The 26,468-nt window shown below is 65.6% G+C and carries 30 protein-coding genes and 1 pseudogene; 15 read left to right on the top strand and 16 right to left on the bottom strand.

Features of this window, described 5'->3' with window-relative positions:
- The first annotated feature begins 179 nt into the window (after positions 1-179).
- Both LGY53_RS04185 and LGY53_RS04180 read left to right on the top strand, forming a co-directional pair.
- The gene (locus LGY53_RS04185; protein WP_225725281.1) at positions 180-767 is read left to right on the top strand and encodes a hypothetical protein; all 588 of its coding nucleotides are present in this window, start codon (positions 180-182) and stop codon (positions 765-767) included.
- A 125-nt stretch (positions 768-892) separates the two neighbouring features.
- A complete protein-coding gene (locus LGY53_RS04180) occupies positions 893-1,762 on the top strand; it encodes a transglutaminase-like domain-containing protein (protein WP_225725280.1) in 870 nt (289 codons plus the stop codon).
- Between the two features lie 651 nt (positions 1,763-2,413).
- Here LGY53_RS04180 and LGY53_RS04175 read toward each other — a convergent pair.
- On the bottom strand, positions 2,414-2,737 hold the full coding sequence (locus tag LGY53_RS04175) for a hypothetical protein (RefSeq protein ID WP_225725279.1): 324 nt from the start codon (positions 2,735-2,737) through the stop codon (positions 2,414-2,416).
- A gap of 386 nt (positions 2,738-3,123) precedes the next feature.
- Here LGY53_RS04175 and LGY53_RS04170 point away from each other — a divergent pair, with 386 nt between their 5' ends.
- Positions 3,124-3,282: a hypothetical protein gene (locus tag LGY53_RS04170; protein ID WP_225725278.1), complete on the top strand. Its 159-nt coding sequence runs from the start codon at positions 3,124-3,126 to the stop codon at positions 3,280-3,282.
- Positions 3,283-3,502: 220 nt separating this feature from the next.
- Positions 3,503-5,176, top strand: a complete 1,674-nt coding sequence (locus LGY53_RS04165; protein WP_225725277.1) for a hypothetical protein — start codon at positions 3,503-3,505, stop codon at positions 5,174-5,176.
- Positions 5,177-5,250: 74 nt separating this feature from the next.
- On the opposite strand, the gene LGY53_RS04160 is transcribed toward LGY53_RS04165, so the two are convergent.
- From LGY53_RS04160 to LGY53_RS44355, 4 genes and pseudogenes are all read right to left on the bottom strand, one after another.
- Positions 5,251-6,039, bottom strand: coding sequence for a class I SAM-dependent methyltransferase (locus LGY53_RS04160; protein WP_225725276.1), 789 nt, complete (start codon positions 6,037-6,039; stop codon positions 5,251-5,253).
- Between the two features lie 21 nt (positions 6,040-6,060).
- Complete coding sequence (locus LGY53_RS04155; protein WP_225725275.1) at positions 6,061-6,507, bottom strand: nitroreductase/quinone reductase family protein; 447 nt, start codon at positions 6,505-6,507, stop codon at positions 6,061-6,063.
- Positions 6,508-6,574: 67 nt separating this feature from the next.
- A complete protein-coding gene (locus LGY53_RS04150; protein ID WP_225725274.1) occupies positions 6,575-7,081 on the bottom strand; it encodes a hypothetical protein in 507 nt (168 codons plus the stop codon).
- Between the two features lie 162 nt (positions 7,082-7,243).
- Positions 7,244-7,477, bottom strand: a pseudogene (locus tag LGY53_RS44355) (helix-turn-helix domain-containing protein); the annotation flags it as partial.
- Between the two features lie 742 nt (positions 7,478-8,219).
- On the opposite strand from LGY53_RS44355, the gene LGY53_RS04145 reads away from it, so the two are divergent.
- Positions 8,220-8,570, top strand: a complete 351-nt coding sequence (locus LGY53_RS04145) for a hypothetical protein (protein ID WP_225725273.1) — start codon at positions 8,220-8,222, stop codon at positions 8,568-8,570.
- A 94-nt stretch (positions 8,571-8,664) separates the two neighbouring features.
- On the opposite strand, the gene LGY53_RS04140 is transcribed toward LGY53_RS04145, so the two are convergent.
- On the bottom strand, positions 8,665-8,874 hold the full coding sequence (locus LGY53_RS04140) for a hypothetical protein (RefSeq protein WP_225725272.1): 210 nt from the start codon (positions 8,872-8,874) through the stop codon (positions 8,665-8,667).
- Between the two features lie 168 nt (positions 8,875-9,042).
- Between LGY53_RS04140 and LGY53_RS04135 the strand changes: the two genes are divergently transcribed.
- Both LGY53_RS04135 and LGY53_RS04130 read left to right on the top strand, forming a co-directional pair.
- On the top strand, positions 9,043-9,906 hold the full coding sequence (locus LGY53_RS04135; RefSeq protein WP_225725271.1) for a sigma-70 family RNA polymerase sigma factor: 864 nt from the start codon (positions 9,043-9,045) through the stop codon (positions 9,904-9,906).
- 73 nt (positions 9,907-9,979) lie between these two features.
- Entirely contained in the window at positions 9,980-10,723 is a 744-nt protein-coding gene (locus LGY53_RS04130; protein WP_225725270.1) for an aspartate/glutamate racemase family protein, read from the top strand.
- Between the two features lie 26 nt (positions 10,724-10,749).
- Here LGY53_RS04130 and LGY53_RS04125 read toward each other — a convergent pair whose 3' ends face one another.
- On the bottom strand, positions 10,750-11,322 hold the full coding sequence (locus LGY53_RS04125; RefSeq protein WP_225725269.1) for a cupin domain-containing protein: 573 nt from the start codon (positions 11,320-11,322) through the stop codon (positions 10,750-10,752).
- 120 nt (positions 11,323-11,442) lie between these two features.
- On the opposite strand from LGY53_RS04125, the gene LGY53_RS04120 reads away from it, so the two are divergent.
- The 4 genes from LGY53_RS04120 to LGY53_RS04105 all read left to right on the top strand — a co-directional run bounded on the left by LGY53_RS04120 (position 11,443) and on the right by LGY53_RS04105 (position 15,983).
- Positions 11,443-12,606: a hypothetical protein gene (locus LGY53_RS04120; protein ID WP_225725268.1), complete on the top strand. Its 1,164-nt coding sequence runs from the start codon at positions 11,443-11,445 to the stop codon at positions 12,604-12,606.
- Positions 12,603-12,878, top strand: coding sequence for a hypothetical protein (locus LGY53_RS04115; RefSeq protein WP_225725267.1), 276 nt, complete (start codon positions 12,603-12,605; stop codon positions 12,876-12,878). The genes LGY53_RS04120 and LGY53_RS04115 overlap by 4 nt, the downstream gene beginning before the upstream one ends.
- 124 nt (positions 12,879-13,002) lie before the next feature.
- The gene (locus tag LGY53_RS04110; RefSeq protein WP_225725266.1) at positions 13,003-14,313 is read left to right on the top strand and encodes a magnesium transporter MgtE N-terminal domain-containing protein; all 1,311 of its coding nucleotides are present in this window, start codon (positions 13,003-13,005) and stop codon (positions 14,311-14,313) included.
- 47 nt (positions 14,314-14,360) lie between these two features.
- Positions 14,361-15,983, top strand: a complete 1,623-nt coding sequence (locus tag LGY53_RS04105; RefSeq protein WP_225725265.1) for an Nramp family divalent metal transporter — start codon at positions 14,361-14,363, stop codon at positions 15,981-15,983.
- A 7-nt stretch (positions 15,984-15,990) separates the two neighbouring features.
- Here LGY53_RS04105 and LGY53_RS43470 read toward each other — a convergent pair whose 3' ends face one another.
- From LGY53_RS43470 to LGY53_RS04085, 5 genes are all read right to left on the bottom strand, one after another.
- Entirely contained in the window at positions 15,991-16,119 is a 129-nt protein-coding gene (locus LGY53_RS43470; protein ID WP_255663521.1) for a hypothetical protein, read from the bottom strand.
- A gap of 185 nt (positions 16,120-16,304) precedes the next feature.
- Complete coding sequence (locus LGY53_RS04100; protein WP_225725264.1) at positions 16,305-17,012, bottom strand: hypothetical protein; 708 nt, start codon at positions 17,010-17,012, stop codon at positions 16,305-16,307.
- Positions 17,013-17,081: 69 nt separating this feature from the next.
- Positions 17,082-17,888 carry an alpha/beta fold hydrolase gene (locus tag LGY53_RS04095; RefSeq protein ID WP_225725263.1) on the bottom strand — a complete coding sequence of 269 codons (807 nt, stop codon included), beginning with the start codon at positions 17,886-17,888 and terminating at the stop codon, positions 17,082-17,084.
- A 178-nt stretch (positions 17,889-18,066) separates the two neighbouring features.
- Positions 18,067-18,465 carry a hypothetical protein gene (locus tag LGY53_RS04090; RefSeq protein ID WP_225725262.1) on the bottom strand — a complete coding sequence of 133 codons (399 nt, stop codon included), beginning with the start codon at positions 18,463-18,465 and terminating at the stop codon, positions 18,067-18,069.
- A 46-nt stretch (positions 18,466-18,511) separates the two neighbouring features.
- Positions 18,512-19,318, bottom strand: a complete 807-nt coding sequence (locus LGY53_RS04085) for an alpha/beta fold hydrolase (protein ID WP_225725261.1) — start codon at positions 19,316-19,318, stop codon at positions 18,512-18,514.
- A 252-nt stretch (positions 19,319-19,570) separates the two neighbouring features.
- Here LGY53_RS04085 and LGY53_RS04080 point away from each other — a divergent pair, with 252 nt between their 5' ends.
- The 3 genes from LGY53_RS04080 (at position 19,571) to LGY53_RS04070 (ending at position 21,578) form a co-directional block, all read left to right on the top strand.
- On the top strand, positions 19,571-20,296 hold the full coding sequence (locus tag LGY53_RS04080) for a helix-turn-helix domain-containing protein (protein WP_225725684.1): 726 nt from the start codon (positions 19,571-19,573) through the stop codon (positions 20,294-20,296).
- A 315-nt stretch (positions 20,297-20,611) separates the two neighbouring features.
- Positions 20,612-20,923 (top strand): hypothetical protein, encoded by a 312-nt coding sequence (locus LGY53_RS04075; protein WP_225725260.1) that lies wholly within the window; start codon positions 20,612-20,614, stop codon positions 20,921-20,923.
- Entirely contained in the window at positions 20,892-21,578 is a 687-nt protein-coding gene (locus LGY53_RS04070) for an MIP/aquaporin family protein (protein WP_225725259.1), read from the top strand. The genes LGY53_RS04075 and LGY53_RS04070 overlap by 32 nt, the downstream gene beginning before the upstream one ends.
- 88 nt (positions 21,579-21,666) lie before the next feature.
- Here LGY53_RS04070 and LGY53_RS04065 read toward each other — a convergent pair whose 3' ends face one another.
- The 3 genes from LGY53_RS04065 to LGY53_RS04055 all read right to left on the bottom strand — a co-directional run bounded on the left by LGY53_RS04065 (position 21,667) and on the right by LGY53_RS04055 (position 24,545).
- Complete coding sequence (locus LGY53_RS04065) at positions 21,667-22,887, bottom strand: acetyl-CoA C-acetyltransferase (protein WP_225725258.1); 1,221 nt, start codon at positions 22,885-22,887, stop codon at positions 21,667-21,669.
- Positions 22,888-22,983: 96 nt separating this feature from the next.
- The gene (locus LGY53_RS04060; protein WP_225725257.1) at positions 22,984-23,886 is read right to left on the bottom strand and encodes an SGNH/GDSL hydrolase family protein; all 903 of its coding nucleotides are present in this window, start codon (positions 23,884-23,886) and stop codon (positions 22,984-22,986) included.
- A gap of 170 nt (positions 23,887-24,056) precedes the next feature.
- Entirely contained in the window at positions 24,057-24,545 is a 489-nt protein-coding gene (locus tag LGY53_RS04055) for a hypothetical protein (RefSeq protein ID WP_225725256.1), read from the bottom strand.
- Between the two features lie 104 nt (positions 24,546-24,649).
- Between LGY53_RS04055 and LGY53_RS04050 the strand changes: the two genes are divergently transcribed.
- Positions 24,650-26,038, top strand: coding sequence for a cystathionine beta-synthase (locus LGY53_RS04050; RefSeq protein WP_225725255.1), 1,389 nt, complete (start codon positions 24,650-24,652; stop codon positions 26,036-26,038).
- A 4-nt stretch (positions 26,039-26,042) separates the two neighbouring features.
- On the opposite strand, the gene LGY53_RS04045 is transcribed toward LGY53_RS04050, so the two are convergent.
- Positions 26,043-26,438 carry an SgcJ/EcaC family oxidoreductase gene (locus tag LGY53_RS04045; RefSeq protein WP_225725254.1) on the bottom strand — a complete coding sequence of 132 codons (396 nt, stop codon included), beginning with the start codon at positions 26,436-26,438 and terminating at the stop codon, positions 26,043-26,045.
- Positions 26,439-26,468 lie beyond the last annotated feature (30 nt).

Here is a 26,468-nt window from a genome sequence, read left to right as displayed (position 1 = left end):
TCGCGCTACCGACCGCGCGCGCTCCCGCTTCGAAACTTGTTCAGCACCATCGAAATCGACGAGGAGAGCCGACAATCATGTGCGGATATCGACGGAAACTACTGCGGCCGAGTCGATTCCGTCGTCGACCTGGGTCCCGGACCGCAATTGCCGGTGCGGTACCGATTGCCGCTGGTCTGGTGCTGCTGCCCTGGCTGTTCACGCAGGCCGCGACGCTGTCGCCGACGGCCGTCGCCCGGCACTGGTCTATCGCATGGGTGGGCTTGGACAGCCTCGAGGCGATCGGGCTGGTAAGCACCGGGTTGCTCGTCCGGCAGGGCGATCGGCGTTATCGGCCGATTGCCGCGGCAACGGCGGCGCTCCTGCTCGTCGACGCCTGGTTCGACACCGTCACCGCCGCCCCGGGACGCGATCTCGCCATCGCACTGGTGCTGGCCGCTGTCGGCGAGGTCCCGCTGGCGCTGCTGTGCGCCACAACGGCGCTGCGCCGGTGCGATTGCTGCCGCCGCAGCATTGCGGTTCGGCGACCGGGCGCCTGGGTGTTGGCGAATTCCTCGATCCACATTGGATCCCGTTCGAGTGGTTGCACACCATGGCCGACTCCTGCCGACTGCACCTCACCGCGCGAACCGGGCCAACCGTGGCGTACCTCGCGCGCTTCCAGCCCTGCGCAGGTCGAGCACTCGCCGTGCCTGAGCGGGTTCCTGCCGCCATGTGAGCACGCGTCGACTACCGCTGCGGAAGCTATTACGCCGGATTATGCATAGATTTTCGCCAATTATCTTCCAGCGCAGCGGGATTCGGGTTGGCGACGGCTGAGGCGTACATCGAAGAACACCGAGATCTGGACATTCGGAATTCAATTTTGTAGAACGACAGGGTGTACGAACAAATGTTCTACGCATCCCATAGCCCGTTCACCGATCCCGGTGCGATGTCGTGGTGGCTGGATGGTGTCGTTCCGGCGCTGCCCGACATTCATGCGGCTGCACACGGGCTGGCGTTCCACTACCGGGCCAATGGTGACATCACCGAGCACGGTTTCCCCGCCGAGCGTGTGCACGAGATCGATCTGCGCTACGCCGATGAAATCCTCACGCGGCTACACGAATTGGATCCCGCACCGCCGGGTCGCGCTCGCGCGACAACCGATCGCGTCGTCGGCTGTTGCCGCGACTTCGCGCTCCTGTTCGTCACCATCGCCCGCCACCACGGGATACCGGCTCGGTCCAGGGTTGGGTTCGCGACGTACTTCACGCCGGAGTGGGCGGTGGACCACGCGATCGCCGAGATCTGGGATCATGGCGAATCTCGTTGGCGGCTGGTCGATCCCGAACTCGACGAGCGGGACGAATTCGACAGGCTGGATGTGCCGAGAGACAGGTTTCTCACCGGCCCGCTGGCATGGACGCAGTGCCGGTCCGGCGCACTGGACCCCGAAAGATTCGTGGTGGCACCGGATTTGGCGGAGTCGTCCACCCGAAGCTGGCCGCAGCTGAGATATAACCTGCTACAGGACCTCGCGGCCTTGAACAAGCACGAAATGATCCTCTGGGACGAGTGGGGCCTGCTCAACGATCCCACCGCTGACGAACTCGCCCCGAAATTCGACGCGCTCGCCGACCTCCTGAGCCCGGTCGATGTCGCGGTGGATCAGATCCAGGACGCGTTCGAGGATCCGGCATTTCGAGTGACGGAGGTAGTGACAAGCACCTCCCCGGTGACCGGCGCTGCCACCCGAGTCCTCTTGCGCGCCAACTGACTTACGCACCGCTCGCGGCCAACCGGAATTGCGGCCCACGACAATGGATTTCGAGAAGCATCGGACTCGGATGTGCCACCCAGATCACCGGCGAGCGTGGCCCGCGCACGTGGCACCGGCTGCCGCGCATCTCCCTCGACGGCCTGCCCGCGGATCACCACGAACCGCTTCCCGCAGACGCCTCGCCGGATTTGTCCGGCGGGAGGCACTGAGATTGGGCTTCGTCGTCATCGACGAGTTCAGTGTGGATGAGGCTGGCGGGGCTCGGGCGGTGACTTCAGATGGGCTTCGATTACCTGCGCCACCTGGTAGGCGTAATAGGTCGGCTCGAGGAGTGGCAGGTATTCGACCGTGCGCGCCAGCCCTGGGAGATCGACAGCCGAATACGTCGCCATGAGCGCAGGGGCCGGACACCGGATTTGGGGAACGCGTACACGACCGGCTCGCGACCGGTGGTTGCCAGCCACCGTGCCAGACTGCGTTCGGGGAAGTAATCGTCATTGCCGACGGTCTCGGGATCAACGGCGGCGACCCCCGGCACCAGCCAAGCGATACGGACTCGTTTCGCCATCATGACCACCGCAACAACATGGTGCCAGAAGTTTCATTTCCCCGACCCGCGATGCGTCATCGCATGACGCGCTCATGCCGCTACGGCTCGGCACGCTGCCCGTTGTTCTCGTCTTCGGGCAGCGGTCCCGCGTCTGTGACCTCCGCTGTCCACCAGTCAGGCTTGTCCGCGGGCTCCCAACGCACGTGGAACTTCCGTTCGTGCGCCAGCTCGGCCCGCCGATGCAATTCGGCCTGCGCTTCTTCGACAGCGGCAGTGGGCGGGATGTCGCGGAGGTATCCGTCCAAGATGCTGGCGGGGTCACGAAGGTAGGTGGCGTGCCGCCAGCCTCCGGGAGTTCGGTACAGCACGAACGAGGTCGGCGTGCCCCGGCGCGATCGACCGGATGGCCGGTCATCGGTCATGATCGGGATGCTACCTCGTAGCGAGGAGGACAGCCGCTGCGCGGGCTTCGAGTGAGCCGTAGCCGTTGTCCGTCAGTCGATTTCGCAAACCTCGGATTGTGCCGATGTTCGTGCGATCCGGGGCACCTGTCACCCAACGGCGTGAGGAATCATAATCGGCTCGATGGTGATCGAATATGGATGGCCGAAGCGGTCTGAGGTCGAAAGTGTTTGGCGGCGAGTGCTGGCGGGTGATCTGACTCGGGAAGCAGCCCATGGCTGGGCAAAGCCGTGGGTAGAGGGCGCTGATGTCGGCATACCAACGGACGCTATGGCCGCACTAGGCCTCGAATATCTACACGGATTGGACATGACCTCGAGCCCGGCCTCACCGAACCTCATATCCCATGGCGGTGCCGAACCGTACGTGTTGTCCGACCGCGAAGTCGCAGCACGATTGGACCATTGGCGGGCAAGGTGCAGAGAGTATGGCTGCCGCCTACAAGATCGCCGTGGTGAACGCGGTTGACAGCATGTATCCGGACCTGCCGGATATCGCGCGTTGACCACCGTCCAAAATGGTTGGGTGACATGACATTACATCGCACGGTAATTCCGATGGGCGGATGCTTGCCGGAGTCCGGCGGCAGGTTCGGTCGTCTCCGGGCAATGAGCATCTGCGGGCTCGGTCGACGCGTGCTCTCGTCGTTGTCGGGGTCCGACGCTCGAAACGGTGTCGGATGTGTTGGGTAGGTTCTGGATGTGGTGAGGATCGACCCGAATCGGTTGCGGGCGTTGTTGGCCGAGCACTCCGTAAAGCCCGATCGCTGGTGGTTGCTCAGGGATGGGGAGACGGGATCGCTGCTGAATGATGTGCGGCAGCTGATCGGCAATGCGGATCCGGGGATTCGGCGTCAGATCTGGGATGTGCTGGATCTAGTTGTGGACGATGGGAATCGCGACAACTTCTTCGCCCTGCTGGTCGGTGGTCTCGACATCGAGCAACTCCGGAGGCTGCTGACCGATACCGATCCTCGGGTCCGAAGTCGAGCGCGGTGGCTGGATACCCGCGGGTCTCGGGCAGAAGCCCTCGTCACGATGATGTTGGATCTACTGGCCGACAACCGTTTCGACCATGCCTGGCCGGACTGTATCCGCGTGTTACGTCGGCCGACGAATTTCGACGCCTTGGTCGATGCGCTGGCGCAGGCACCGAAAGATGGTCTGGGCGAGCGGCTTTGGATTACGCTCGGACTTCCGGGCGAGACTCGCGTGCCCGATTTTCTGCCCGAGCATTCTCCTGCCGCTCTGGTGTCCTGTCAGTTCTCTTGGGATTGTCTTTCCGAGGACAGTGATCTCGTTGCCACGCACGAATGCAGACATCTGCCCATCGTCTTGGCGCTACTGGGCAGCTCGCTCGAAAGCGTTCGTGAGCACGCAGTTTCGGCTCTATGTGTGTACGGAACGGGTGTGGTGGCCGCGTTGCGGTCGGTGTCGCGGTTGGACCGGCTGGCGCGATACGGGGCAATGACCATGCTTGCCCAGTTCGGGTGGAACCACCTCCCGCCGGACCATCTGGCAGTGCTGCAGCGGTTGATCCGGATGAAACAGCGGGTCGAGACACCCGAACCGTTGGATTTCGAGCGGTTGGCCGGATCGTGGTATGCGTTGCCAACTACTGATCAAGCCGCGGTCCTGGACGCGTTCGATCTCCGCGACCCGGTTCCCGCGACAATGCGTATGGGATTCGCGCCATGGCAGGGGATACGGCCGATGACCATGTACCCGGATTACTGGAAGGCGTTGGGCATCAACGGTTTCTGGGATCTCTACCCCGAGGTGTTCGTCACTCCGGCGCTGGACGGCTGGACCCTGGTGTTCTGCAAGGACGATACGTTGGTAGCGAAACCGGACGCATCCGCCGACGAGAAGCAGTCCGAAATGTACCGGCGCATACAGGAATTGAGCGTACGGTTCGGAACCGCGCACTGGTATGAGCAATTCCCGGACGATTACGCGTCGGGGTGCTGGAGTCAATGGTGCATCGCTCAGGACGGTGCGATACGCATGCATTGCGTATCCTCGGGAGAGGTGCGGATCCGCCGGTCCGACGAGGTCGATCCGGCCGCGCCGCCGGATCGGTTGTATGCGTGGTTGGAAGCCAACGACAACCGGCGCGAGCCCAGCCCGTCGAGAGCGGAACCCGACCATGTCGAGGCCTATCTGACCATGCTGCGGGAGCACTTCGACGAGCATTACCTGCCGAGTGATGATGATGGCGTTGACCTCGACGCGGCAAGTCCATTGCAGGACAAGGTATTCGGTGCACGGGCGGCAGCGCGGCGCTTGTCGGTGAATCTGGAAACACTGGGCTCGAACACCCGAGTGCATGGTGCAGGAGCGCTGGCCGTACCGGCCCACCTACGACACCGCCCACGTCGTGGCGCACTACCGATCTGACCGGGCATGGGTCATCGGGCCGTAACTCAGGGCTTTGACTGAGTCCATTTCGTATCCTATTGCGCCCAAACGGATTACGCGTCCGGTAATCGCCGGAGGCGCAGTACGGCCGTCAGCATGGGGAGGGTGAATTCGCCGGTGGCGGTTTCCGGGCAGCTTGTGAGGAAGGTGCGGATTCGGGTCAGGGTTGCCTGTTGTTCGGGTGGGGGCATGACCAGGATTCCGGCTCTTGTCGCGAGGGTTGCGACGAGGGTATCGGCGGTGCGGCGCTGGCCGTGCGGGAATTCGGCTTGCTCCGGGGAGTCGAATCGGGTTGGCGCGCCGGTTCTCGGGAGGTGCATGTCGGCGGTCGCGGTGCGCCAGCTGGTGGGCAGGTCGCGTGGGCCGATGGCTGCGGCGCCGCCGACTTGTGCGAGCTCGGCGACCCAGTCGACGCTGTCGTCCATGACGTTCCACAGGCCGGCGAGGATGCCGCCCGGTGTGAGGACCCTGGCGATCTCGGGTCCGGCCACGTCCATGTCGAACCAGTGCATGGCGTTGCCCGCTACCACGGCATCGACCGATGCGTCCGGCAGCGAGATCGCCTCGGCGCTACCCCGCATGGCCCGAACCTCGGGCAGTGCGCGGCGCAGCTCACTGAGCATCGCCGAATCCGGCTCGACCGCAATGACATTCGCGCCCAATGCGAGCAGTGTCGCGGTCAGCTTGCCGGTTCCGGCACCGAGGTCGAGCACTCGCGGACCGGGTGCGTGCTCCAACGCCCACGACACCGCGGCCCGCGCGTAGTCCGGGCGGTTCTCGGCATACGCTGCCGCCGCGGTGCCGAAGGACGAACTGAGATGTATCCGATCACCCTGCCCCACGCGACAATCGTAGGCGGGTTGTCACACGGGTTCGAGGAGTACCAGCGGGATTTCGCGGTCGGTCTTCTTCTGGTATTCCTCGTATCCCTGGTAGCCGGCAACCACCTTGGGCCACAGCTCCTTTCGTTCCTGCGCGGAGGCGATGCGAGCCCGCATGGGCCGGGCGTCGCCGCCCTCGCTGACCTCGACCATCGGGTTGTCTCGCAGGTTCAGCAACCAGGCCGGGGCGCTGTCGCTGCCGCCTCCGGAGGCGACGACGACGAACGTTCCGTTTTCCTGAACGGGTGCGGTGAGCATCGTCGTTCGTTTTTTACCGCTTTTTCGCCCGGTCGTGGTCAGCATCAGCACCGGCATACCGCCGAAGCGATTCGGGCCCAGAAGTTTGCCCTTGCTCGCCGAGAAGACGAACCGATGGACTGCCGTAGAAGTCCGCATCATCGCCCGGATTACCGAACTCTGTTTCGTCATGATCGAAACGATACGCCCGACCATTCATAATTGAAACTACTTCTTATCAATTAGAATTCGGAGCTCGTCAGGTCCAGCAATCCCAGCGATCCCAAGGTTCGTCGTATACCCCCGGATTCGCAATCAGCACTTTGGTGCCGTATCGCCAGCGACAGGCCGAGTCGGGGTCGATCCGGCTGTGCGAGCCGTCCGGGGCCAAGCAACTCCAGGTGTCCACAGTCTGCCCATCCAGGGTGGCCCGGACGAAGCCTTGCGCGCGGCAATACGCATCCAGGTCGACCCGGCCGAGGATGTCGACGTGATCCCAGCACTGCCAAGAACTGGGGATATTGATGTCGTCGTATCGGCCGGTGGCGGTCGCGCTGTGGTACTGCCAGCGACAGGCGCGCACCGCGCTGATCGGCTCGCTGCGCTCTTGCGGTCCGGTGCATTTCCAGTCGTACGCGGTGTGCCCGGTCAGGGATGCTGTCGTGTAGCTCTGCGCCTGGCAGTAGGCGACGAAATCCGCCTGACCGATGAAGGTCGAGTGCAATACGGCGCTCGGTCTGTGGTCGAGCACGAGCAGAATTGCCATCACGATCGCGGCAGATCCGACTGCCGGCCACCGTAGCCATGACCAGCGCCCGGCGCCGGACACGTGCTCGCCGCGTGACATTGCTGGTCGTGCGTCACTGCGCGGATCCGTACCGCGCTGCTGGAGTGCTTGCCTGCACGCATTCCAACGTTCGCGCCATTCTCGTTCATCTCCGTGGCAAGCGGCGACGAATGCTCTGGTTACTTCCCACGATGGGAACTTTTTGCCACCTGCGGCCTCTGAGAAAGTGTTCGCCGAATAATGACCGAGCTGGGCCATCGCACGATATTTCGGCTCGCCTGCCGATTTTCGTAACCGGCGAAGCTGATAGGCAAAGTTCTCTCTTGGCCCTTCGGATGGATCAAGAGGTCGTTCCGGTCGCCCCACGGCGCCCATAAGGCGATACCTCCCACGGGTTCGCCCATAATAGCCCTGTAAATCCCCCGTTTGTCCAATTGATCGGTGGCGTCATCGATCAATGCCGATCAATTGGATGACAGCCGCGTGGGCTGCAATGTCACGTGTCGTATCCGTGGGTTGGTCGGATTGCCGCTCGCTGGCTTGCAGATCAATCCCTGGCAGCACACTGTCCAATCGCAACACAAATAGGCCCGCCCCGGCTGTGACGACGTCGCCGCCACCGGCGGGCGCTGCCGACAACCTGCGGCAGCCTGGCCCGGTCGACCGGGGATACGTTCCCGATAATCCAGCGCCTGGAGAAAATAATGCAAATACACCGAAGTAAAGAAATAATTCGAATGCACCGACGTAAAGCGAATGCGGTAGTATTCGCACTCCTGGCGGCGGCCGGGATCATCGCGGTTCCCGCACCCCCGCGTACGCCAAACACCCAATGTGTCAAGGGTCAGAATGCCGGGTTCTCCAACGGCGGCAGCGGAGAGTGGTTCTGGGGCTGGTGCCATCCCAACGGCGGCTATGTCGATTACCAGATTTCCATGGATTGCGCATACGGCGATCAGGGCTGGTGGAGTAACTGGGCCAGCGGAAGCGGTAACGGAACCGTCTATACCAACGCATTCGATTGCCCATCACACGAGATAACCGACTATGTAATAAACAATGGGTAACCGGCCGGCTGTGGTCCGGATATCTTCATATCGATCGGAGGATTACTTCGATGCACAGTTTCCTGACACGTCCCGTCCTGATCGCAGCCCTTTCCGCGGCTCTGGCGGCGGGGACGGCGGTAATCCCCGCCGGTGTGGCCCACGCGGAGACCAGGGTGTTCTGCAACGAGGGAGTCAATGCCGGCTACTCGAACGGCGGCAGCGGCAGCACCTACTGGGGCTGGTGCACCGCAGCCGCCGGCGAGTACGTCAAGTACCAGGTCGAGATCGACTGCCCACGCGGCGGCGGTGGCACCACCCCAATCGCCTCGGGATCGGGGCCCGGAACCATCTACACGCAAAGCGAGACTTGCTGGTTCGGTGACACCATCAGCGGTTTCGGGGTCTTCAACCCCTCCTGAGTCGAGCTCCAGCCTCAACGTCGGAATCAGACGTCGAGGCTGAGCGCAGAACAGGCCGTGGGAGGGGGCGAACTCGAACTCGATCCGAGGCGGATCAGCGGTAGTCGTCCTCGTCGATCTCGACGACCCGCGCCTGCTCCGCGCGATCGGTTTCGTCGGCGGCGTCGGGATCGGTCGACGTAAGCGAGTCGTCCTCGTGCGGTGCGAGGTCCGCGTGTTGTTCGGCGGCGTCGGCTTCCGGCGTTTCGATGTCGAGTTCCGGTTCGTCTTCGAAGGTGTCCGGATCGGTGGGGTCTACCGGCATGGTCGCTCCCGATGGTAGGCGGTCGATTCCAGATGGTGGCAGCCGGAAGTGGTTCGGCGGGGCGGTTTTCCGGGATCGGCAGCGGCGGTCTTGTTACCTTTCTCCGTCGGCATTCGTCATAGGTGTGGCGGCCGAGTGCGTCGTCGCGCCGACGAATGGAGATACGGAATGCCGACCGCCGACCCATCGGACCGCGTCACCGCGGCATTCGAGGCCCAGCGCGCCCGGCTGTGCGCCGTCGCGTACCGGGTGCTGGGCTCGCACGCCGACGCCGAGGACGTGGTTCAGGAGGCATGGATGCGTCTGATCGGTCAGGATGCGGCGGCCATCGACAACCTGACGGGCTGGCTGACCACCGTGGTCGGCCGAATCAGCCTGGACCTGTTGCGTTCCCGCCAGGCGCACCCCGAAACGCCATACGAGCAAGGGCTTTCGGTGGTCCCCGATGACGACCCGACGCCGGAAGAGCAAGTGGGGCTGGCCGATTCGGTCGGCCTCGCCCTGCTCGTCGTACTCGATTCGCTCACTCCGAGCGAGCGCCTTGCGTTCGTCCTGCACGACATATTCGCGGTATCGTTCCGGGAAATCGGCCAGATCCTGGGCAAATCCGCCGATGCCGCCAAGATGATCGCCAGCCGGGCGCGCGGCAAGGTCCGAGCCACGGACCGGCCGGCGGGCCGTGTGCGCCGAGAGGTGGTGCGGGCCTTCCACACCGCCGCCCTCGGCGGCGACTTCGAAGCGCTGCTGCGCGTGCTCGACCCGAATGTGAAGCTGACCGTCGACACGCCCGACGGCGTGGTGGTCGTGCTCGGCGCCACCGAGGTCGCCGCGGGCGCTCGGACATTCTCCGGCGAGGTCGCCCGCTACCGGCCGGTGCTGGTCAACGGTCTGCCCGGCCACATGTCGTGGCGTCCCGACGGAACTCCCCGCTCCGTCATCGCCTTCACCGTCGCCGAAGGCCGGATCACCGCCATCCACATCGTTATCGACCCGGCCAAATTGGCCGCGATCCACCTGCCGGATCCGGTCTGAGCAAATGCCGAAGATACTGGCCGGTCTCGTCGAAATGGTTCAGGATGAATCGTCTTCACCGAAAATGGACGGCATGGATCGACATCGAACGATGAGGCATGTCGGGATCTTGGCGCACAGTGTCGAAGGCGCGTCGCTCTGCCTGCGGACGCTGGCGCAGGAGGGCGCCCGCGATCTCGGCGCCCACGAGCACGCCGATGTGACCTTGGATTGCATCGCGATGGGCCGCAGCATGCCCGCATGGGAGGCGGGCGAGTACGGCGTGATCCGAAAGATCTTGGCCACCAGCGCGGATCGCCTGGCCCGCGCGGGCGCCGAATTCTTCGTCTGCCCCGACAATACCGCGCATATGGCGCTGGAATCCGATGGTGAAGACCTTGCCCTGCCCGGTCTGCACATCGCCGAGATCGTCGCGGAAAAGGCGGCGGCGCAAGGATATCGGCGGGTCGGGGTATTAGGTACGAAGTACACGATGACCGGTCCGATCTACCCACGGGTCTTGGCGGCCAAGGGAATCGATGCCGAGATCCCGGACCCCGACGAGCGCCGCCTCATCGACGACATCATCTTCGGCGAACTGTGCGAGGGGGTGTTCACGGACGAATCCCGGCAGCGCTACCTCGAAATCATCAATCGCCTGCGCGGTATCGGCTGCGACGCCGTCGCGCTGGTTTGTACCGAGATCCCGCTTTTGGTGACGCCGGACGTATCACCTTTGCCCACACTGGATTCCACTCGCCTGCTCGCCGCGGCCGCCCACCAGGTCGCCATCGGGGCGCGCCCGCTGCCCACCTGGTATGGCGGCGCCGTCGGCTGAAATCGTTGTCCGCCAACGAGTCCAAGCTAACGCTTGGGGATACCGCTGTGCTCCGCGCCGATCATGATGCCCATGAGTACCGCCGGTTCGTCGCCGTCGTTGCGCCAGCTGTGCACAACGCCGTTGATCACCAGCCAGTCGCCAGGCTTCAGACGAACCTCGTTGTCCTCCAAGATGAATACGGATTCGCCGGATAGCTGCAGCACACAGTCGACGGTCGCGGTGGCATGCATGCCCGCGACGCCGGGCAGTGAGCCGTAGCTGCCGGGCGGGTTGGGGTCGGCGAGGAATCCGGCCCGGGTCAGGGTTTCCGGATCGAGGAGGTCGGTCGTTTCGAGCAATGCGTCCGGATTGTATTTCGGCGGAAAGGCCAGCTTCAGCACTCTGATGCCGCCCGGCGGCGGGACCTGCACGTCGCTCGCCTCCGGTGCGGCGCCGTCGTTCGGCAGGGACACGAGGGCGTCGGCCGCCCAAACCGCCCATCGCCCACCGAATTCCGGTGGTGCGACGGATGGCACCTGCTCATCGGCGACCACGATGGCCTTACCCGTGCTGTCGTGGCCGGTGACGACCCGACGGATGGATTCATAGGATGACATTGCACCAGCCTCTCCCCGGGAGGATCTCGGCGCAAGGCATATTCGACCGATCGGGCCTGATCGAATCATTATGAGTAGCTATGGAACTCGCCGTACCGCCGCGAACGGTACGTTCGGATCATGGGGAGTTCGACCGGTCCGGTGCGTCGCAGGTTTCGTCTCACGGTCGTACTCGGCATCGTGGTCGCGGCGTCGGTCGCGGCATTACTGCCGAGCTGGTGGTGCGGTCGCGACGCGGACGCGTGGTTTCGCGGGGATCCGGCGCGGGTGCGCGGGCTCGCCGAGGAATTGGTGGCCTTCGAGGCCGCCGACGACGATCAGCAGGCCAACGGCTCGGGCGATGCGGTCGCGGGTATGTGGGGGCTGCTCGCGCACCAGATGACGGCGCTCGGACTGGCCCAAGTGTGTCTCGACCACCCCGAGTGGCGAGAACGCTACGCCCCCATGGTGACTCGCGCGGCGGCCAAGAGTCTGCTGCCGCAGATGCGGGCCGAGTTCACGGCGGCCTGGCACGGCGAGGACGGGTTGGCGGATCCGGACAGTCCGCACGGACACGCCTACCTCTCCTATCCCGCGCTCGCGCTCGGGATGGCGCGCCTGGTCGATCCGGCGTTCCCGCCCGACCTCGCGGTCCGGCACGACGCGCTGATCGCCGCCTACCAGCGGCGGTTGCTCGCCTCGCCGACCGCGCTGATCGACACCTTCCCGGGCGAGGCCTATCCCACCGATGTGGCGGCCGTGGCAGCCGCGATCGCGGTGCATGGACGTGCGACCGGCGTCGACCACACCGCGGTGCTCGCGCACTGGGCGCGGCAGGTGCGTGCGGTGCAGATCGATCGGGACACCGGGCTGGTGTTGCAGCGCATGGGTGTCGACGGCCGCGCGCACGACGCTCCGCGCGCCTCCGGCACCGGGCTGGCGGCCTACTTCGCCGGTTTCGCGGATCGGGCGCTCGCCGAGAAGTTGGCGAACGGGCTGTTCGGTCAGGAGCGAAATATCCTCGGCTTCAGCGCGATACACGAGTACGGTGCGGGTTCCGACGGCGCGGGGGATATCGACAGTGGTCCCGTGATACTCGGAATATCGGTCTCGGCAACCGGTTTCGCGCTCGCCCCGGCCCGCGCCTTCGGCCACCGCGACGTGTTCACCCGCCTGTTTCGCACCGTCGACCTCGCCGGTCTGCCACTGCGGAGCGGGACCCGTCTGCGCTTCGCGACCGGGGGAGCGATCGGCAATGCGCTACTGCTCGCATTCCTGACCTCGGGACCGGAGCTGGCACGATGAAACCGTGGCTGCTCGCCGGATGGCGGCTCATCCGCGTCCCGCTGATCCCGGTCGCGTTGTATCTCGCCCTGCATCCAGCCTTGACGGTGCTGTCGGAACGACACGGGTTCGGTTCGCCGGACGGTCTGGGTTTCGCCTACCTGACCGTCACCGTCGTGCTGGTGGCGTTGCGGATGGTGGTGCTGGTGATCGTGCCCGCGGTACTCGTCTATCGAGTCGTGGTGTGCGCGGTCAGGAGCATCGCCGATCGGGTTTCCGCACGATCCGGTTGACGGCTCGCGGTTTCGTTCTCCTGTCCGAAATCCGCTGTTGAGACATCGTTCGTGTGATAGCACTGGTCAGGGTGCATGGTGGCCGTAGTCGCCGTTTGCCGGTGACGCCGAGACAGGAGCGCGCATGAGTGAGTCGGCATCGCGATTGTTGCCGGAATCGGCTGCGACAATTCATCTTTCGCAGGTACTCAAGACTCCGGTGGTGGCCGGTTCCGGGGAATCCATCGGCCGCGTCGACGATTTGATCGTGCGACTGTCCGGCGGCGGCGCGTATCCGCCGATCACCGGTGTGGTCGTCGGCGTCGGCGGGCGCGACGTCTTCGTCTCGCCGAAACATATCGGCGAGTTCGGCGTCGATCGAATCATGCTGGCGGTCAACAAGATCGACCTACGTTCGTTCGAACGCCGGGAGGGTGAGGTGCTGCTGAAGGCGGATATCCTCGGCCACCGGCTGATCGATGTCGCCGCCGCGGAACTGGTGCGCGCCTACGATGTCGAGCTCGACGAGACCGACGGCGGCTGGGTGGTGGCCCGCCTGGACACCCGCCGTCCGGCCCGCCTGTTCGGACTGCTCAAATCCGCGGGCGGGCACGCGTCCCGGGATTGGAAGTCGTTCGAACCGCTCATCGGCCACAGCCAATCGCTGACCGCGCGCGGTATCAGCGCCCGGTTGCGTGGGCTCAAACCCGCCCAAATCGCCGACCTGCTGGAGGATGCCGATAAGCGCGAGCGCGGCGAAATTCTCGATCAGGTGCACGGCGATCCGGAACTGGAGGCCGATGTCTTCGAGGAACTGGATTCCGACGAGTCGAGCCGGTTGCTGAACGATATGCCCGATGACGAGGTCGCGGCCCTGCTCGGGCGCATGCGCGCCGACGATGCGGCCGATTCGATCATGGAGCTGCGTCAGTCGCGCCGCCGCCGGGTGCTGGAGCTGATGCCGGCCGGGCAGCGGACCAAGGTCATCACCCTGATGGGTTTCAATCCCGACAGCGCCGGTGGGTTGATGAACGTCGATTTCGTCTCGTGTCCGTTGGATTCCACTGTGGCACAGGCTTTATCGGTGATCTCGGCGGCGCGCGGCCTGCAACCGGAGGCGTTGCTGAAGATGCATGTGCTCGACGAGGGCCGGTTGACGGGCATGGTCTCGGCGATCACGCTGTTGCAGGCGGACCCGGCGGCCCGGGTCGCCGACATCATGGACAGCGATCCGGTGCGCGTCGCGGCGGAGGCCGACATCACCGATATCGCGCTGCTGATGGCCGATTACAACCTCTACCTGGTGCCCGTCGTCGACGAGGCGGATCTGGTACTCGGCGTCGTCACCGTCGACGACGTGCTGGAGGAGGTCATCCCCGAGGATTGGCGGCGGCGTGAGCCCGCGCCTCGGCCGGTGCGCGAGGGCCCCGAGCAGGACGGCGTGACGCAGCCGTGACGAATACACCCGAAAGTCGTTCCACGGCACCGGAATCTGCGATCCGCGTGACCTTGGCGAAACATGGTTCCGCGGTGCTGGATTCGGCGCATCTGGGCGATATCGAAGGCGCCCTCGGCAAGATCAGGCTCACCGACACCGAGCATCCGCGCACCTTCCGCACCCGACTGCTCACGCTGCTGGCCATCGTGGGCCCCGGCCTCATCGTCATGGTTGGCGACAACGACGCCGGTGGTGTCGCGATCTATGCCGAGGCCGGGCAGAACTACGGTTACAGCCTGCTGTGGGTGCTGTTGTTGCTGATTCCGGTGCTGATCGTCAATCAGGAAATGGTGGTTCGGCTCGGCGCGGTCACCGGTGTCGGACATGCCCGGCTCATCAACGAACGCTTCGGGCGCGGTTGGGGCTGGTTCTCCGTCGGCGATCTGTTCGTGCTGAACTTCCTCACCATCGTCACCGAATTCATCGGAATAAGCCTGGCCGCAGCGTATTTCGGTATTTCCCGGTACGTCGTGGTGCCCCTCGCCGCGGTGGTTCTGGTGGTCATCATGGCCACCGGCAGCTTCCGGCGCTGGGAGCGGGCGATGTTCGTATTCATCGCCGTCACCCTGCTGCAGATCCCGATGCTGCTGCTCTCGCATCCCGACTGGGGCCGCGCCGCAAAGGATTTCGTGGTGCCGAGTATTTCGGGCGAGGTCACCTCCGATGCCGTGCTGCTGATCATCGCCATGGTCGGCACCACCGTCGCGCCGTGGCAGCTGTTCTTCCAGCAGTCCAATATCGTCGACAAGCGCATCACCCCGCGGTTCATCGGCTACGAGCGAGCCGACACCGCGCTGGGCGCCTTCGTCGTCGTGATCGGCGCCGCCGCGATCCTGATGACCGCCGACTACGCGGCCAACGCCACCGGCACGGTCGGAAAATACGTGGACGCGGGCGATATCGCGCATCTACTCGGCGATGCGCACCGGGCGCTCGGCTCGATATTCGCCATCGTGCTGCTGGACGCGTCGATCATCGGCGCCGCCGCCGTCACCCTGGCCACCAGCTACGCCTTCGGTGACGTCTTCGGCATCAAACACTCGCTGCACCGCGGCTTCCGCGACGCCAAGCAGTTCTACCTGTCCTATACCGCCATGGTGATCGTCGCCGCGGTGATCGTGCTGATTCCGGGCGCGCCACTCGGTTTGATCACCACGGCCGTGCAGGCGTTGGCCGGGCTGCTGCTGCCGAGCGCGAGCGTCTTCCTGCTGCTGCTCTGCAACGACCCGCAGGTCCTCGGGCCGTGGGTGAACCGGACCTGGCTGAACGTGGTGGCCGGGGTGATCGTCGGCGCGCTGCTCCTGCTGTCCGGAATCCTCATGGCCACCACGCTTTTCCCGGATCTGGACGTGGTGCGCACCGCCGAATATCTAGCGGTGGCGCTGGTGGCGCTCGCGGTGGTGACCGTCGCGATACTGCGTTACCTGCAACGTCGTTCGCCCGCGCCGCCACCGGCCCCGAAGGTCGACGAGGCCGAGAAGAACCGCTGGCGAATGCCGCCGCTGACCCTGCTGGAGCCCGTGACCTGGTCGGCCGGAACGAAACTCGGCATGCTGGCCTTGCGCGGCTACCTGGTCGTCGGTGCGATCCTGTTGGTGGTCAAGGCGATTCAGCTCGGCCGCGGCTGAATTCGGTTTACCGGCCTCGGCGACCGGTGATCACCACCCAGATCACCAGGGCCACCAGGACTATCAGGAAGATGCCGCTGCCGATCCAGATAGCGGTGTGGGTGTAGCTCGGTACCCCGGCATATGCCGCGCTCATCGCTCAGGTCTCCTAGGGATGGTCCCTCGTTGCCGAAAGCTTCCAGTAGTGCGGGTCCCGGACCGCCCGAGGCCATTACACCCCACGTAACGTCCGCAACGTTCACCTTAGCGTCGGCATACCGCTCGACCTCGGATTCCTTGCGGCATCTTGACACCCATCGAGAGCCGACGACATTCGTCGCGCTATCTCGCGGGATCGAATGGCTGGTTGATGGTGATGAAGTACTGTGCGGCGGCGGCGATGGCTATCGGTGCGGTGATGAACAGCTGGCCCGCTACCGTGCCCAGTGCGCCGATCGCGGCGACGCCGCCGAGGCAGCCGACGGCCGCGGCCGGGAGGAATGGGCCGAACAGTCCGACAAGGGTGGCGGCGGCGACGGTGCCCGCCGCGATCGCGCCGAGCGCGCAGCCGACCGCCGCACCGCCGATCCCGCCGACCAGGGCGCCGACGCTGACACCGAGGCCGATGGTGCTGGCCATGCGGGCCCAGGCCGCCTGCTCCCGGTCGTAGGGGGTGCGCCATCCGGCCTGGTCCTCGTATGGCAGGGCGACCGGCTTGTACAGTGCCTTCGCCGGATCCAGCTGCGGGGTGAGGACGGCGGTGTCGCCGGATATTTCGGCCGCGATCGGAAAAATGAAATCGTCTATGCGAAAGGATAATTCGGTTCCGGCGAGCACAGTGCCGTCGGGCGCCTTGATGGTGAACGCGCCGTCCGCGACGGATAGCGTGCCGGAATCGACGGTGATGGTGGCGGATTCGGCGTCGGTGGTCGCGGTGTAGCCGATCGGCGCCGGTTCGGCGGATGCGGCCGGTGCGGTGGCCGCGCCGATACCGACGGCGGCGGTGATCAAGGCGGCGGCGATCGCGGTGGCCGGGGCGAATCTGGGCACGGTGATACTTCCTCTGAATTGCATGAGATGTCTTGGGGGAGTGCAGGTGTCATGGTCCGCACGGTTTGCTCAGTGCTCGAGGGCGCCGACCTCGCGTACGGCGTCGGCGACGGCGCGGAAGTCCTTGCGCAGGATCGAACCGTGGGTGCTGGCGACCGTCGCGCTGATCCGGATGTTCGGGTTACGGGCGGCCACCGCGCCGAGGCTGGCGCGGATCGCCTGCCGCCCATCGTCTTTGAATCCGAGCCAACTCCTCGAAGCGTTCACGTACCGGGCCGGGACGGTGATGTTGTCCAGTACGGGGCCCAGCTCGCGCTCGCGGGCGATCATGCCGACCTCGATATTGCTTTCGGCCATCTGCTCGGCGGTCATCCGAGGGGCCAGTCCCGTCGGGCGCAGCAGCACCATGAGAAAGCTCAACCGCCGCCACAGCTTTCGCATCTGCTCGATATCGATCTGATCGATCCAGTCGTACGGTTGCGCGCCCTCGACCAGGACCGCGCCGACGGCGCGGTCGGGATTGCGGCTGGCCCAATGTGCCGCGACGAACGCACCATACGACCAGCCGACCACCAGCGCCCGCCGCACACCCCTGGCCGCGAGAACGGTGTCGACGTCTGCGACGTTCGTCTCGAACGAATAGTCCGCCGAAGTCTTCGACCTACCGCGGGCCCGCATGTCGTAGGTGATGTGCCGCCACTGCGGCCCCAACTCGGCGATGACCCGCTGCCAGTTTCGCTGAGATGCCATGTGGCCGTTGAGGTATAGCACGGGGATGCCGGGACCGCCGGTGTCGGTGACGGCCAGGGCCGTGTCGTCGACCGGCACCATGCCGGTCCATTTCGCATCGGTCGAGGAGGTGTTGTTCTTCGTCATGGCTTTCGCCCGTTCACATTTGCGCTGCTAGTAAGTGTTGCTGACTACCGGTAAAACGTAACACCGACTACTGGTAGGTAGCAACACTTATTAGCCGAAGGGTTTCCCTTGCTGCAGAGCGTGTTACGGGGTCCGGTGTGGACCCCGTAACACGCGGCATTCGGGCGTCGGCATCCGGTCATGCGGCATCGATGGCCGCGGTGATCTTCCTGGCCATCTCGACCATGGTTGGGCTGGGCGCGCCCTGGTGCAGCTGGGCGGCCTCGATGGCGACGGCGACGGTGCCGCGGAAGTTCTCGGCCTCCGCCGGAGCCTGCTTCCCGAGCAGGCTCATCGACGCCGTCAGGGCGGGCAGCACCTGGTCGGCGAGTTCGGCTACCGACCTGCCTTTCAGGTCGACGCCCGTCGACTTCTCGGCGAGCACCCGCCCGACCAGGCCGGTGGCGGAGGTCAGGGCGATGGTGCCGTCCGTGGCGATCCGGTGGGGTTTGGCGCTGGCCGCGGCCAGCAGCGAGATGGCGCCGTACGCGGCGGTGCGCAGGGTGCGCTTGTCCTGGTCGGTGAGGTTGATGGTCATGGCTGTGCTCCTCGAAATCTGTTGTAGTGCAGTTGGATTGGGTGGTTTACCGGCTCGATGCCGCCGCCGTCTCGCGTACGGCCGCCGCGACGGCGCGGAAGTCCTTGCGCAGGATGTGCGAATGGTTGCTCGCGACCTTCGCGCTGACCTTCAGATTCGGATTGGCCGCGAGCACCGGATCGAGTGAGGCCCGCGCCGCTTCCATCTCCTCCGCGCCGCCGCCGAGGTTGGAGCCGGTGGCGAGGACATAGCGCAGCGGGCAGGTCACCTGCTGGAGGATCGGTGCCATCGCGGCGGCGAGTTCGTTGATCTCGATATTGACTTCGGCGTGCTCGGCGGCATTCATCCGCGCGGCCAAACCGAGCGGGCGCACCACCGGCAGCAGAAAACGCATGCGGTGGAACAGTTTCCGGATACGCTCCTGACCCTCCTCGCCGGTCAGGCCGTAGGGCATTGCGCCGTCGACCGCCACCACGCCGGCGACGCGGTCCGGGTTCTGTTCGGCCCAGTGCGCCGCGAGCGTCGCGCCGTACGACCAGCCGACCAGGATCGGCCGCTCGACGCCCCGCGCCGCGAGGACGGCGTCGATATCGCGCAGGCATCCCGCGAACGAGTAGTCCGCCGACTGCTTCGACTTGCCGCGGGCGCGCTCGTCGTAGGTGATGTGCCGGTATTCGGAGCCGAGTTCGGCTACCACGGGCCGCCAATGTTTTTGATCGGCGTAGCAACCGTTCAGGTAGATGACGGGGCGACCCGTGCCGCCGGTGTCGGTCACCGCGAGCGCGGTGTCCTCGACCGGCACCATGCCGGTCCACGCCGCGGTCGCCGGGTTCGAAGTCACTGTCTTGCTCATCTGATCTCTCCTTGTCTCTAACCGTTCGGCAATCGCTGAACGTCTACGACAATACATTGCGTTTAGAGAACCGTCAACAGAGAGATCGATGCAATTTCCCAGTTAGAAGGCGTCAAATAGGTAGCTTTGCAATGATTATGACAGTGAATGCAAAGATGCTAGAGGGCTTTGCTTTGCAATGAGCTAACGCTGAATGCATACTTGGCTGCGGATCGCGGCCATCAGGGCTGGTTGGAGAGGAGGCGGGTGCCGATGCCCGGAGGCAGGCTCACCGAGCAGGATCGCCGGGATATCGCGGCCGGGTTGGCCGAGGGGCTCGGGTACGCCGAAATCGGGCGCCGCCTCGAGCGCCCGGCCTCGACGATCATGCGAGAGGTCACCCGCAACGGTGGACCCGATGGCTACCGGGCCGACGGTGCGCACCGCGCCACCCGCGACCGCGCCCGCCGACAGAAACAACCCCGCCCGCCCGCGCCGCCGATCGCGGAGGACAACTACGGTCGCGACCCGCACGCGGTGCGGGAATTCGCCGAATCCTTCACCGACCTACTGGTGCAACAGGGGTTGCCCCGCATGGAGGCCCGGGTGCTGACCTGCCTCTACCTCACCGACTCCGGCGCGCTCACCGCCGCCGAACTGGTCGAACGCCTGCGCGTAAGCCCCGCCTCGGTCTCCAACGCCATCGCCTTCCTCGAACAACAGGGAATGCTGAACCGCGAACGACCCCCCGGCCAGCGCCGCGAACGCTACGTCATCGACGACGAGATCTGGCTGCGCAGCCTGCTCGCCGGCCTACAGATGAACAACGCCCTGGCCGCCGCATCCCGCCGCGCCGCAGGCATTCTCGGCGCCACCACCCCCGCGGGCACCCGCTTCCAAACCTCCGCCGAACTCCTCGACCTCGTCAGCCAAGCCTTCCAGAACGCCATGGACCAATGGCGGGAGCGCTTGGCCGCCAACGACACCGAGGGGCAGTGAAGATTTCGCTGTTCGCGAGGCTTGCTCCTGGTTGAACCGAGCTGGCGGGCAATACGTTTCAAATGGCAGCAGGGGTTCATCGACCTACCCGGCCGAACCTGTGTGCGGATCATTATCGGTGGATGGATCAGTGATGACGGCGGACACGGTCGCCCATCCGGCGAAGCGTTCATCGCGACGTGTTGCCTGCCCCTATCGGGCTGGTCGGAATTTCGCCTGCCTGACCGATTCGGTTATGCGGCATCGGAATTCGTTGTGGTTGGCCCCGGAGCTCGCTCGGCGGTCCGGTCGGGCGGGGAAACGAGGAGTCAGCATATGAATGATCGACCGCTCGATTCTCAGGTGGGCACTTGCCGATTCCCGATCGCGTACGACACCGCCTCCGGTGCGTTCTGGGTGTGCGGGCATGCCTTGCCGAACCTCACCCGCGACGTTTCGGACTACTGCGAGGAGATCTGCCTCGATCCGGACGCGCGGCTGCGCAGGCACGACGGCGTCGCCGCGTCCCGGCGCGAATGGGAACTGCGGGTAGGCACCGCCGGACCGAATCCGGCGCCCAGCTCCGGAAGTACAGTTGGAAATTGGAGACCGAACAATGACTACCTCGACCTCGACGGCTCCGCGTAAGGCCATCGACGCACTCGATCGGGATACGGCGCGCAAGCTGATCGTCGAAGGGATCGGAACGTTCTTTCTCGTCTTCACCGTCGGAGCGGCGGTGCACAGCGGGAATTCATTGGCGCCGTTGGCGATCGGCGCGGTGCTGATGGTGATGGTCTACGCGGGCGGCCACATCTCCGGCGCACACTACAATCCGGCGGTGACCCTGGCGGCCCTGGTTCGCGGCCGGATCGGACCCCTTGTGGCAGTTGGCTATTGGATCGTGCAGGTGGTGGCCGGGCTGCTGGCAGCGGCCGTTGTCCGCATGATCATCGGTGCCGCGCAAAGTCATTCGCTGAGCCCGTCGGGTGCACAGCTGGCCGACGCGCTGGTCGCCGAGCTCCTGTTCACCTTCGCCCTCGCATACGTCGTGCTGAATGTGGCCACCAGCGCCGCCCACCCGAACAACTCGTTCTACGGGCTGGCCATCGGCTTCACCGTGGCCGCCGGCGCCATCGCCGTCGGCGGAATCTCCGGGGCCGCCTTCAATCCCGCGGTACTTCTGGGTGGTATAACGATGGGGATCTTCGGCCCGTCGACGCTGCTGTACCTGATCGTCGAGCTACTGGGCGCGGCCGCGGCCGGTTTCGTGTTCCGGGTGCTCAACCGCGCCGACGTATAACCAAAAGTTCAGTACTGTCGAGGATTTCGGTTGACCGGGGCCGAAATGCGTTGGCGGCCATGGTGCCGCCAACGCGACTCGGAACGACTCAGCTGAGCCGCTCGATGACCATCGCCATGCCCTGGCCGCCGCCGACGCACATGGTTTCCAGACCGAACTGCTTGTCGTGGGTCTGCAGGTTGTTGATCAGGGTGGTGGTGATGCGGGCGCCGGTCATGCCGAACGGGTGGCCGAGCGCGATGGCGCCGCCCGAGACGTTCAGCTTGTCCAGATCCATCTTCAGCTCACGGGCCGAGCCGAGCACCTGCACCGCGAAGGCCTCGTTGATCTCGTAGAGGTCGATATCGTCGATCGTCTTGCCCGCCAACGCGAGCGCGCGCCGCGACGCCTCGATCGGGCCGAGACCCATGATCTCCGGGGACAGCCCGGAGACGCCGGTGGAGACGATGCGGGCCAGCGGGGTGAGGCCGAGTTCCTTGGCCTTGGTGTCGCTCATGATGACGAGCGCGGCGGCGCCGTCGTTCAACGGACACGCATTGCCTGCGGTGACCGTGCCGTCGGGCCGGAACACCGGCTTGAGCTGCGCGACCTTCTCGTAGGTCGTGCCGGGGCGCGGGCCGTCGTCGGTCGAGACGACGGTGCCGTCGGGCAGCGTCACCGGGGTGATCTCACGCTCGAAGAAGCCCGCCTTGATCGCCTCCTCGGCGCGGTTCTGCGAGCGCACACCCCACTCGTCCTGTTCCTTGCGGCTGATGCCGGTGAACTGGGCGACGTTCTCCGCGGTCTGGCCCATGGCGATGTAGATATCGGGCATGATCCCGTCCTCGCGCGGGTCGTGCCACTGCGGGCCGCCGCCCTGCGCCGCGGTCGCGGTGCGCGCCTCGGCGTCGGCGAACAGCGGGTTCTTGGTGTTGGGCCAGCTGTCGGCACTGCCGAACTGGTAGCGGGACACGGTTTCCACACCGGCCGAGATGAATACGTCGCCCTCGCCCGCCTTGATCGCGTGGAACGCCATCCTGGTGGACTGCAGCGAGGAGGCGCAGTAGCGGTGCACGGTGGTGCCGGGCACGAAGTCGTAACCCAACTGGACCGCGACCACGCGGCCGATATTGAAGCCGGATTCGCCTGCGGGCGAACCGCAGCCGAGGATCAGGTCATCGATCTGGGTGGGGTCGAGCGCGGGTACCTTGTCCAGCGCGGCGCGCACCATCTGCACCGTGAGATCGTCGGGCCGAATGCTCACCAGGGAACCTTTTGCGGCACGGCCGATCGGGGAACGCGCGGTCGAAACGATGACGGCCTCTGGCATGAGGACTCCTTTGTCGACGGTGGGTGGCCGCGCGGGTGCGGGCCGCCGTAACTCGCGAATGCTAGTTACTCGTGGGTATTGAACTCACCATCGAATCTACGTCGCGGCAGGCTGCGACGGAACAGCCGCGGCCCGCGAATCCCACTGTGCGAGCGCGCCGACCAGCACCGGGAGCAGATGCGCCGCCGCGAGCTCATATCCGGCGGCGGACGGGTGGAAGCCGTCGGCGGCGAAGAGCCGATCCGGTTCGGCCAGGAATTCGCGGCCGATGAGGCGCCCCATCTTCACCGGCAGTCCGCCCGCCGCGAGCGTCGCCGTGGTCTGCGCCCTGGCCAGCCGCACGCTCCAGCTGTGCACCACCGTGCGCAGCGGCTGCGGAATCGCGGTGACGGTACCGAGATCCGGACAGGTGCCGACGACGACCACCGCGCCTGCCTGGCGCAGTCGCGCGACCGCGCTGCGCAGTCGGCGCGCCGATTGCAGGACGGAATGCTTCTTGGTGATGTCGTTGGCGCCGATCAGGATCACCGCCACATCCGGCGGCGGGCCCGCGACGAACATCGCGTCGACCTGTCCGGACAGTCCCTTCGACGTGGCGCCGGAAATCGCCTTGGTGCTCAAGCGAATTCGCTGCCCGGTGGCCTCGGCGAGCCCGCGCGCCAGGCGCACGCCCGGCACCTCCTCGGCGCTCAGGCAGCCGACACCAGCCGCCGTCGAATCGCCGAAGATCATCATGTGCAGATCGGCGTGCAGGCCGATCCGCCACCGCTGCGGGGCGAGGCAGCCCGCCGTATATATACCGTCGGCCTCCGGTGGTTTCGACGTGTCCTGTCCGATAACGCCGCGCGCGACACCGGCTTGGGACATGAGCAGTCGATAGGCGGCCCACGCACCGGTGCCTGCGCCGGATCCGGCGAGTACGGTCGCGGCGCTGGTCACCGCGGCCGTGCGCCAGCTGATCCGCCTCTCCGCGACTTTTCGCCGGTCGTTGGATACCACGAGACTCACACTCCGGGCCGACGGTCAGTAGGCGGTTGGGTTTTGGGCGTTCCCGATGAGTTACCCATGTGCTCACGAAATCAGCTGTTGCGTATGGATGCAATTGCGAGCGTTCATCATACGCTCGCGGGGTCTGTGAAGTGGGGCTTGCGCGACGGCACTACGAACCCCTATCGCGGGGCAGGGGGTGCGGGCGGCGGGCCGGGTACCTCGATGGAGCCGTTCGCCGGGATGCTCGGCGCATCGGTCGTGACGGTGAGTTCGACGTGCCCGGGACCGGTGTCCTGGAACAACGCGTACTGGAGGCTGCCGTAAATGCCGGTGACGACGTCGTTTTCGTAGACGCCCGTCGCGCCGGTACTGGTGTTGCGCCAGGAAACCTTGGTGGGAATCTCGCAGAGGGGTGCGAAGGGATAGTTGCCGGGGCCGATTCCGGAAACCGGATCCGCGCGGACGTTGATGATGGCGCGGCCGGGCCACGCGGGGCTGGTGTCGGCCCAGGTGCGGATGGTGGTCCAGCACAGTCCACCGTGCGCGAGGGTCGGGACCTGGGGCAATTGGACGGTCGCCGCGGCGGCATCGGCCCCGGAGCCGACCGCGGCGGCGACCGCGGATCCGGCCAGGACAGTGGCGGCGCAAACCAGATTCGGCAGCCTCATGCCCGGTGATCCTAAGCGGCGTGACGAGGTTTGTCGGCGATCGATAGCCGGGGATGGTGTGGCGTGCGCCAACTCACATCGATATCTTCTGCAACGATAGGGACATGCGCATCGCGGATCACGTCGTCGACCTCGTCGGTAATACGCCCCTGGTTCGGTTGAATTCGGTGGTGGAGCCCGAGGCCGGGCTGGTGGCGGCCAAGATCGAATACCTGAACCCGGGCGGGTCGTCCAAGGACCGGATCGCGGTGAAGATGGTCGACGCGGCCGAGAAATCCGGGCAACTGCGGCCCGGCGGCACCATCGTCGAACCCACCTCCGGCAATACCGGTGTCGGGCTGGCGCTCGTCGCGCAGCGGCGCGGCTACAAATGCGTATTCGTCTGCCCCGACAAGGTTTCCGAGGACAAGCGCAATGTGCTGCGCGCGTACGGCGCCGAGGTCGTCGTCTGCCCGACCGCCGTGCCGCCGGACCACCCGGACAGCTACTACAGCGTCTCGGATCGACTGGTCCGCGAGATTCCCGGCGCGTGGAAGCCGGACCAGTACTCGAATCCGAACGGCCCGGATTCGCATTACGAGACCACCGGCCCGGAGATCTGGCGCGATACCGAGGGCAAGGTCACCCATTTCGTCGCGGGCGTCGGCACCGGCGGCACCATCACCGGCACCGGCCGCTACCTCAAGGAGGTTTCCGGCGGCAAGGTGAAGATCATCGGCGCGGATCCGGAGGGTTCGGTGTACTCCGGCGGCACCGGCCGCCCCTACCTGGTCGAGGGTGTCGGCGAGGATTTCTGGCCGTCCGCCTACGATCCGTCGATCCCGGACGAGATCATCGCGGTCTCCGATGCCGACTCCTTCGATATGACCCGTCGCCTGGCCCGCGAGGAGGGTCTGCTGGTCGGCGGTTCGTGCGGGATGGCCGTCGTCGCGGCCATCGAGGTGGCGCGGCGCGAGCCGGACGCGGTGATCGTGGTGCTGCTGCCGGACAGCGGCCGCGGCTACCTGTCCAAGATCTTCAACGACCAGTGGATGAGCTCGTACGGCTTCCTGCGCACCCGCCTCGACGGCAGCATCGCCGAACCGCTGGTCGGCGATGTGCTGCGCGGTAAGTCGGGCGCGCTGCCGGATCTGGTGCACACCCATCCGCAGGAGACGCTGCGCGACGCCATCGAAATCCTGCGCGAGTACGGCGTTTCGCAGATGCCGGTGGTCGGCGCCGAACCGCCGGTGATGGCCGGTGAGGTCGCGGGCAGCGTTTCCGAGCGCGACCTGCTTTCGGCCGTATTCGAGGGGCGCGCACACCTGACGGATTCGGTCGCCCAGCATATGAGCCCGTCGTTCCCGCTGATCGGCGCGGGCGAGCCGCTCTCCGCCGCGACCAAGGCGCTGTCGGATACCGACGCGCTGATGGTCGTCGAGGACGGCAAGCCGGTCGGCGTGATCACCAGGCACGATCTGCTCGGCTTCCTGAGCACGGGGTCCATCGGCTAGCCGGTCAGTGGTCGGCGACCGGGGTGTTCTGGCAGAAGGTGAGTAGCCAGCGGCCGTTTTCCTTGGTCATGCCGTACAGCGGCGATCCTTCCGAATGGAGTTCGCCGTCGTTGCTCCAATAGCGTTGGCGCACTTTGACAACGGCCACGTCGGCGCGGATGAAGCGAACCAGGAACGGCTCGTAGGTCGCGTAGCCGTCCTTCGTCGCACCGGGCAGTACGGTGCGGGTGAATGCCTCGATCTCATCGCGTCCGTCGAGGAATTTGCCCGCGCCGGTGGTCCAAATGGCGTCGGGGTGGAACAGTGCGATGAACGCGTCGGCGTCCTCGGTGCGCTGTGCCCTGTCGACGGCGGCGACAACGGCGTGGATGGCGTCCAGTTCGGCGGTTGCGGATGTCATGGCCGCCATCCTCCAACCTCGAGGATGGTT

It is taken from the genome of Nocardia sp. JCM 34519.1 (assembly GCF_020361265.1).
Lineage (GTDB): Bacteria > Actinomycetota > Actinomycetes > Mycobacteriales > Mycobacteriaceae > Nocardia > Nocardia arthritidis_A.
Note: the sequence above shows the minus strand (reverse complement) of the source record. Positions and strands in the feature narration are given on the sequence as shown.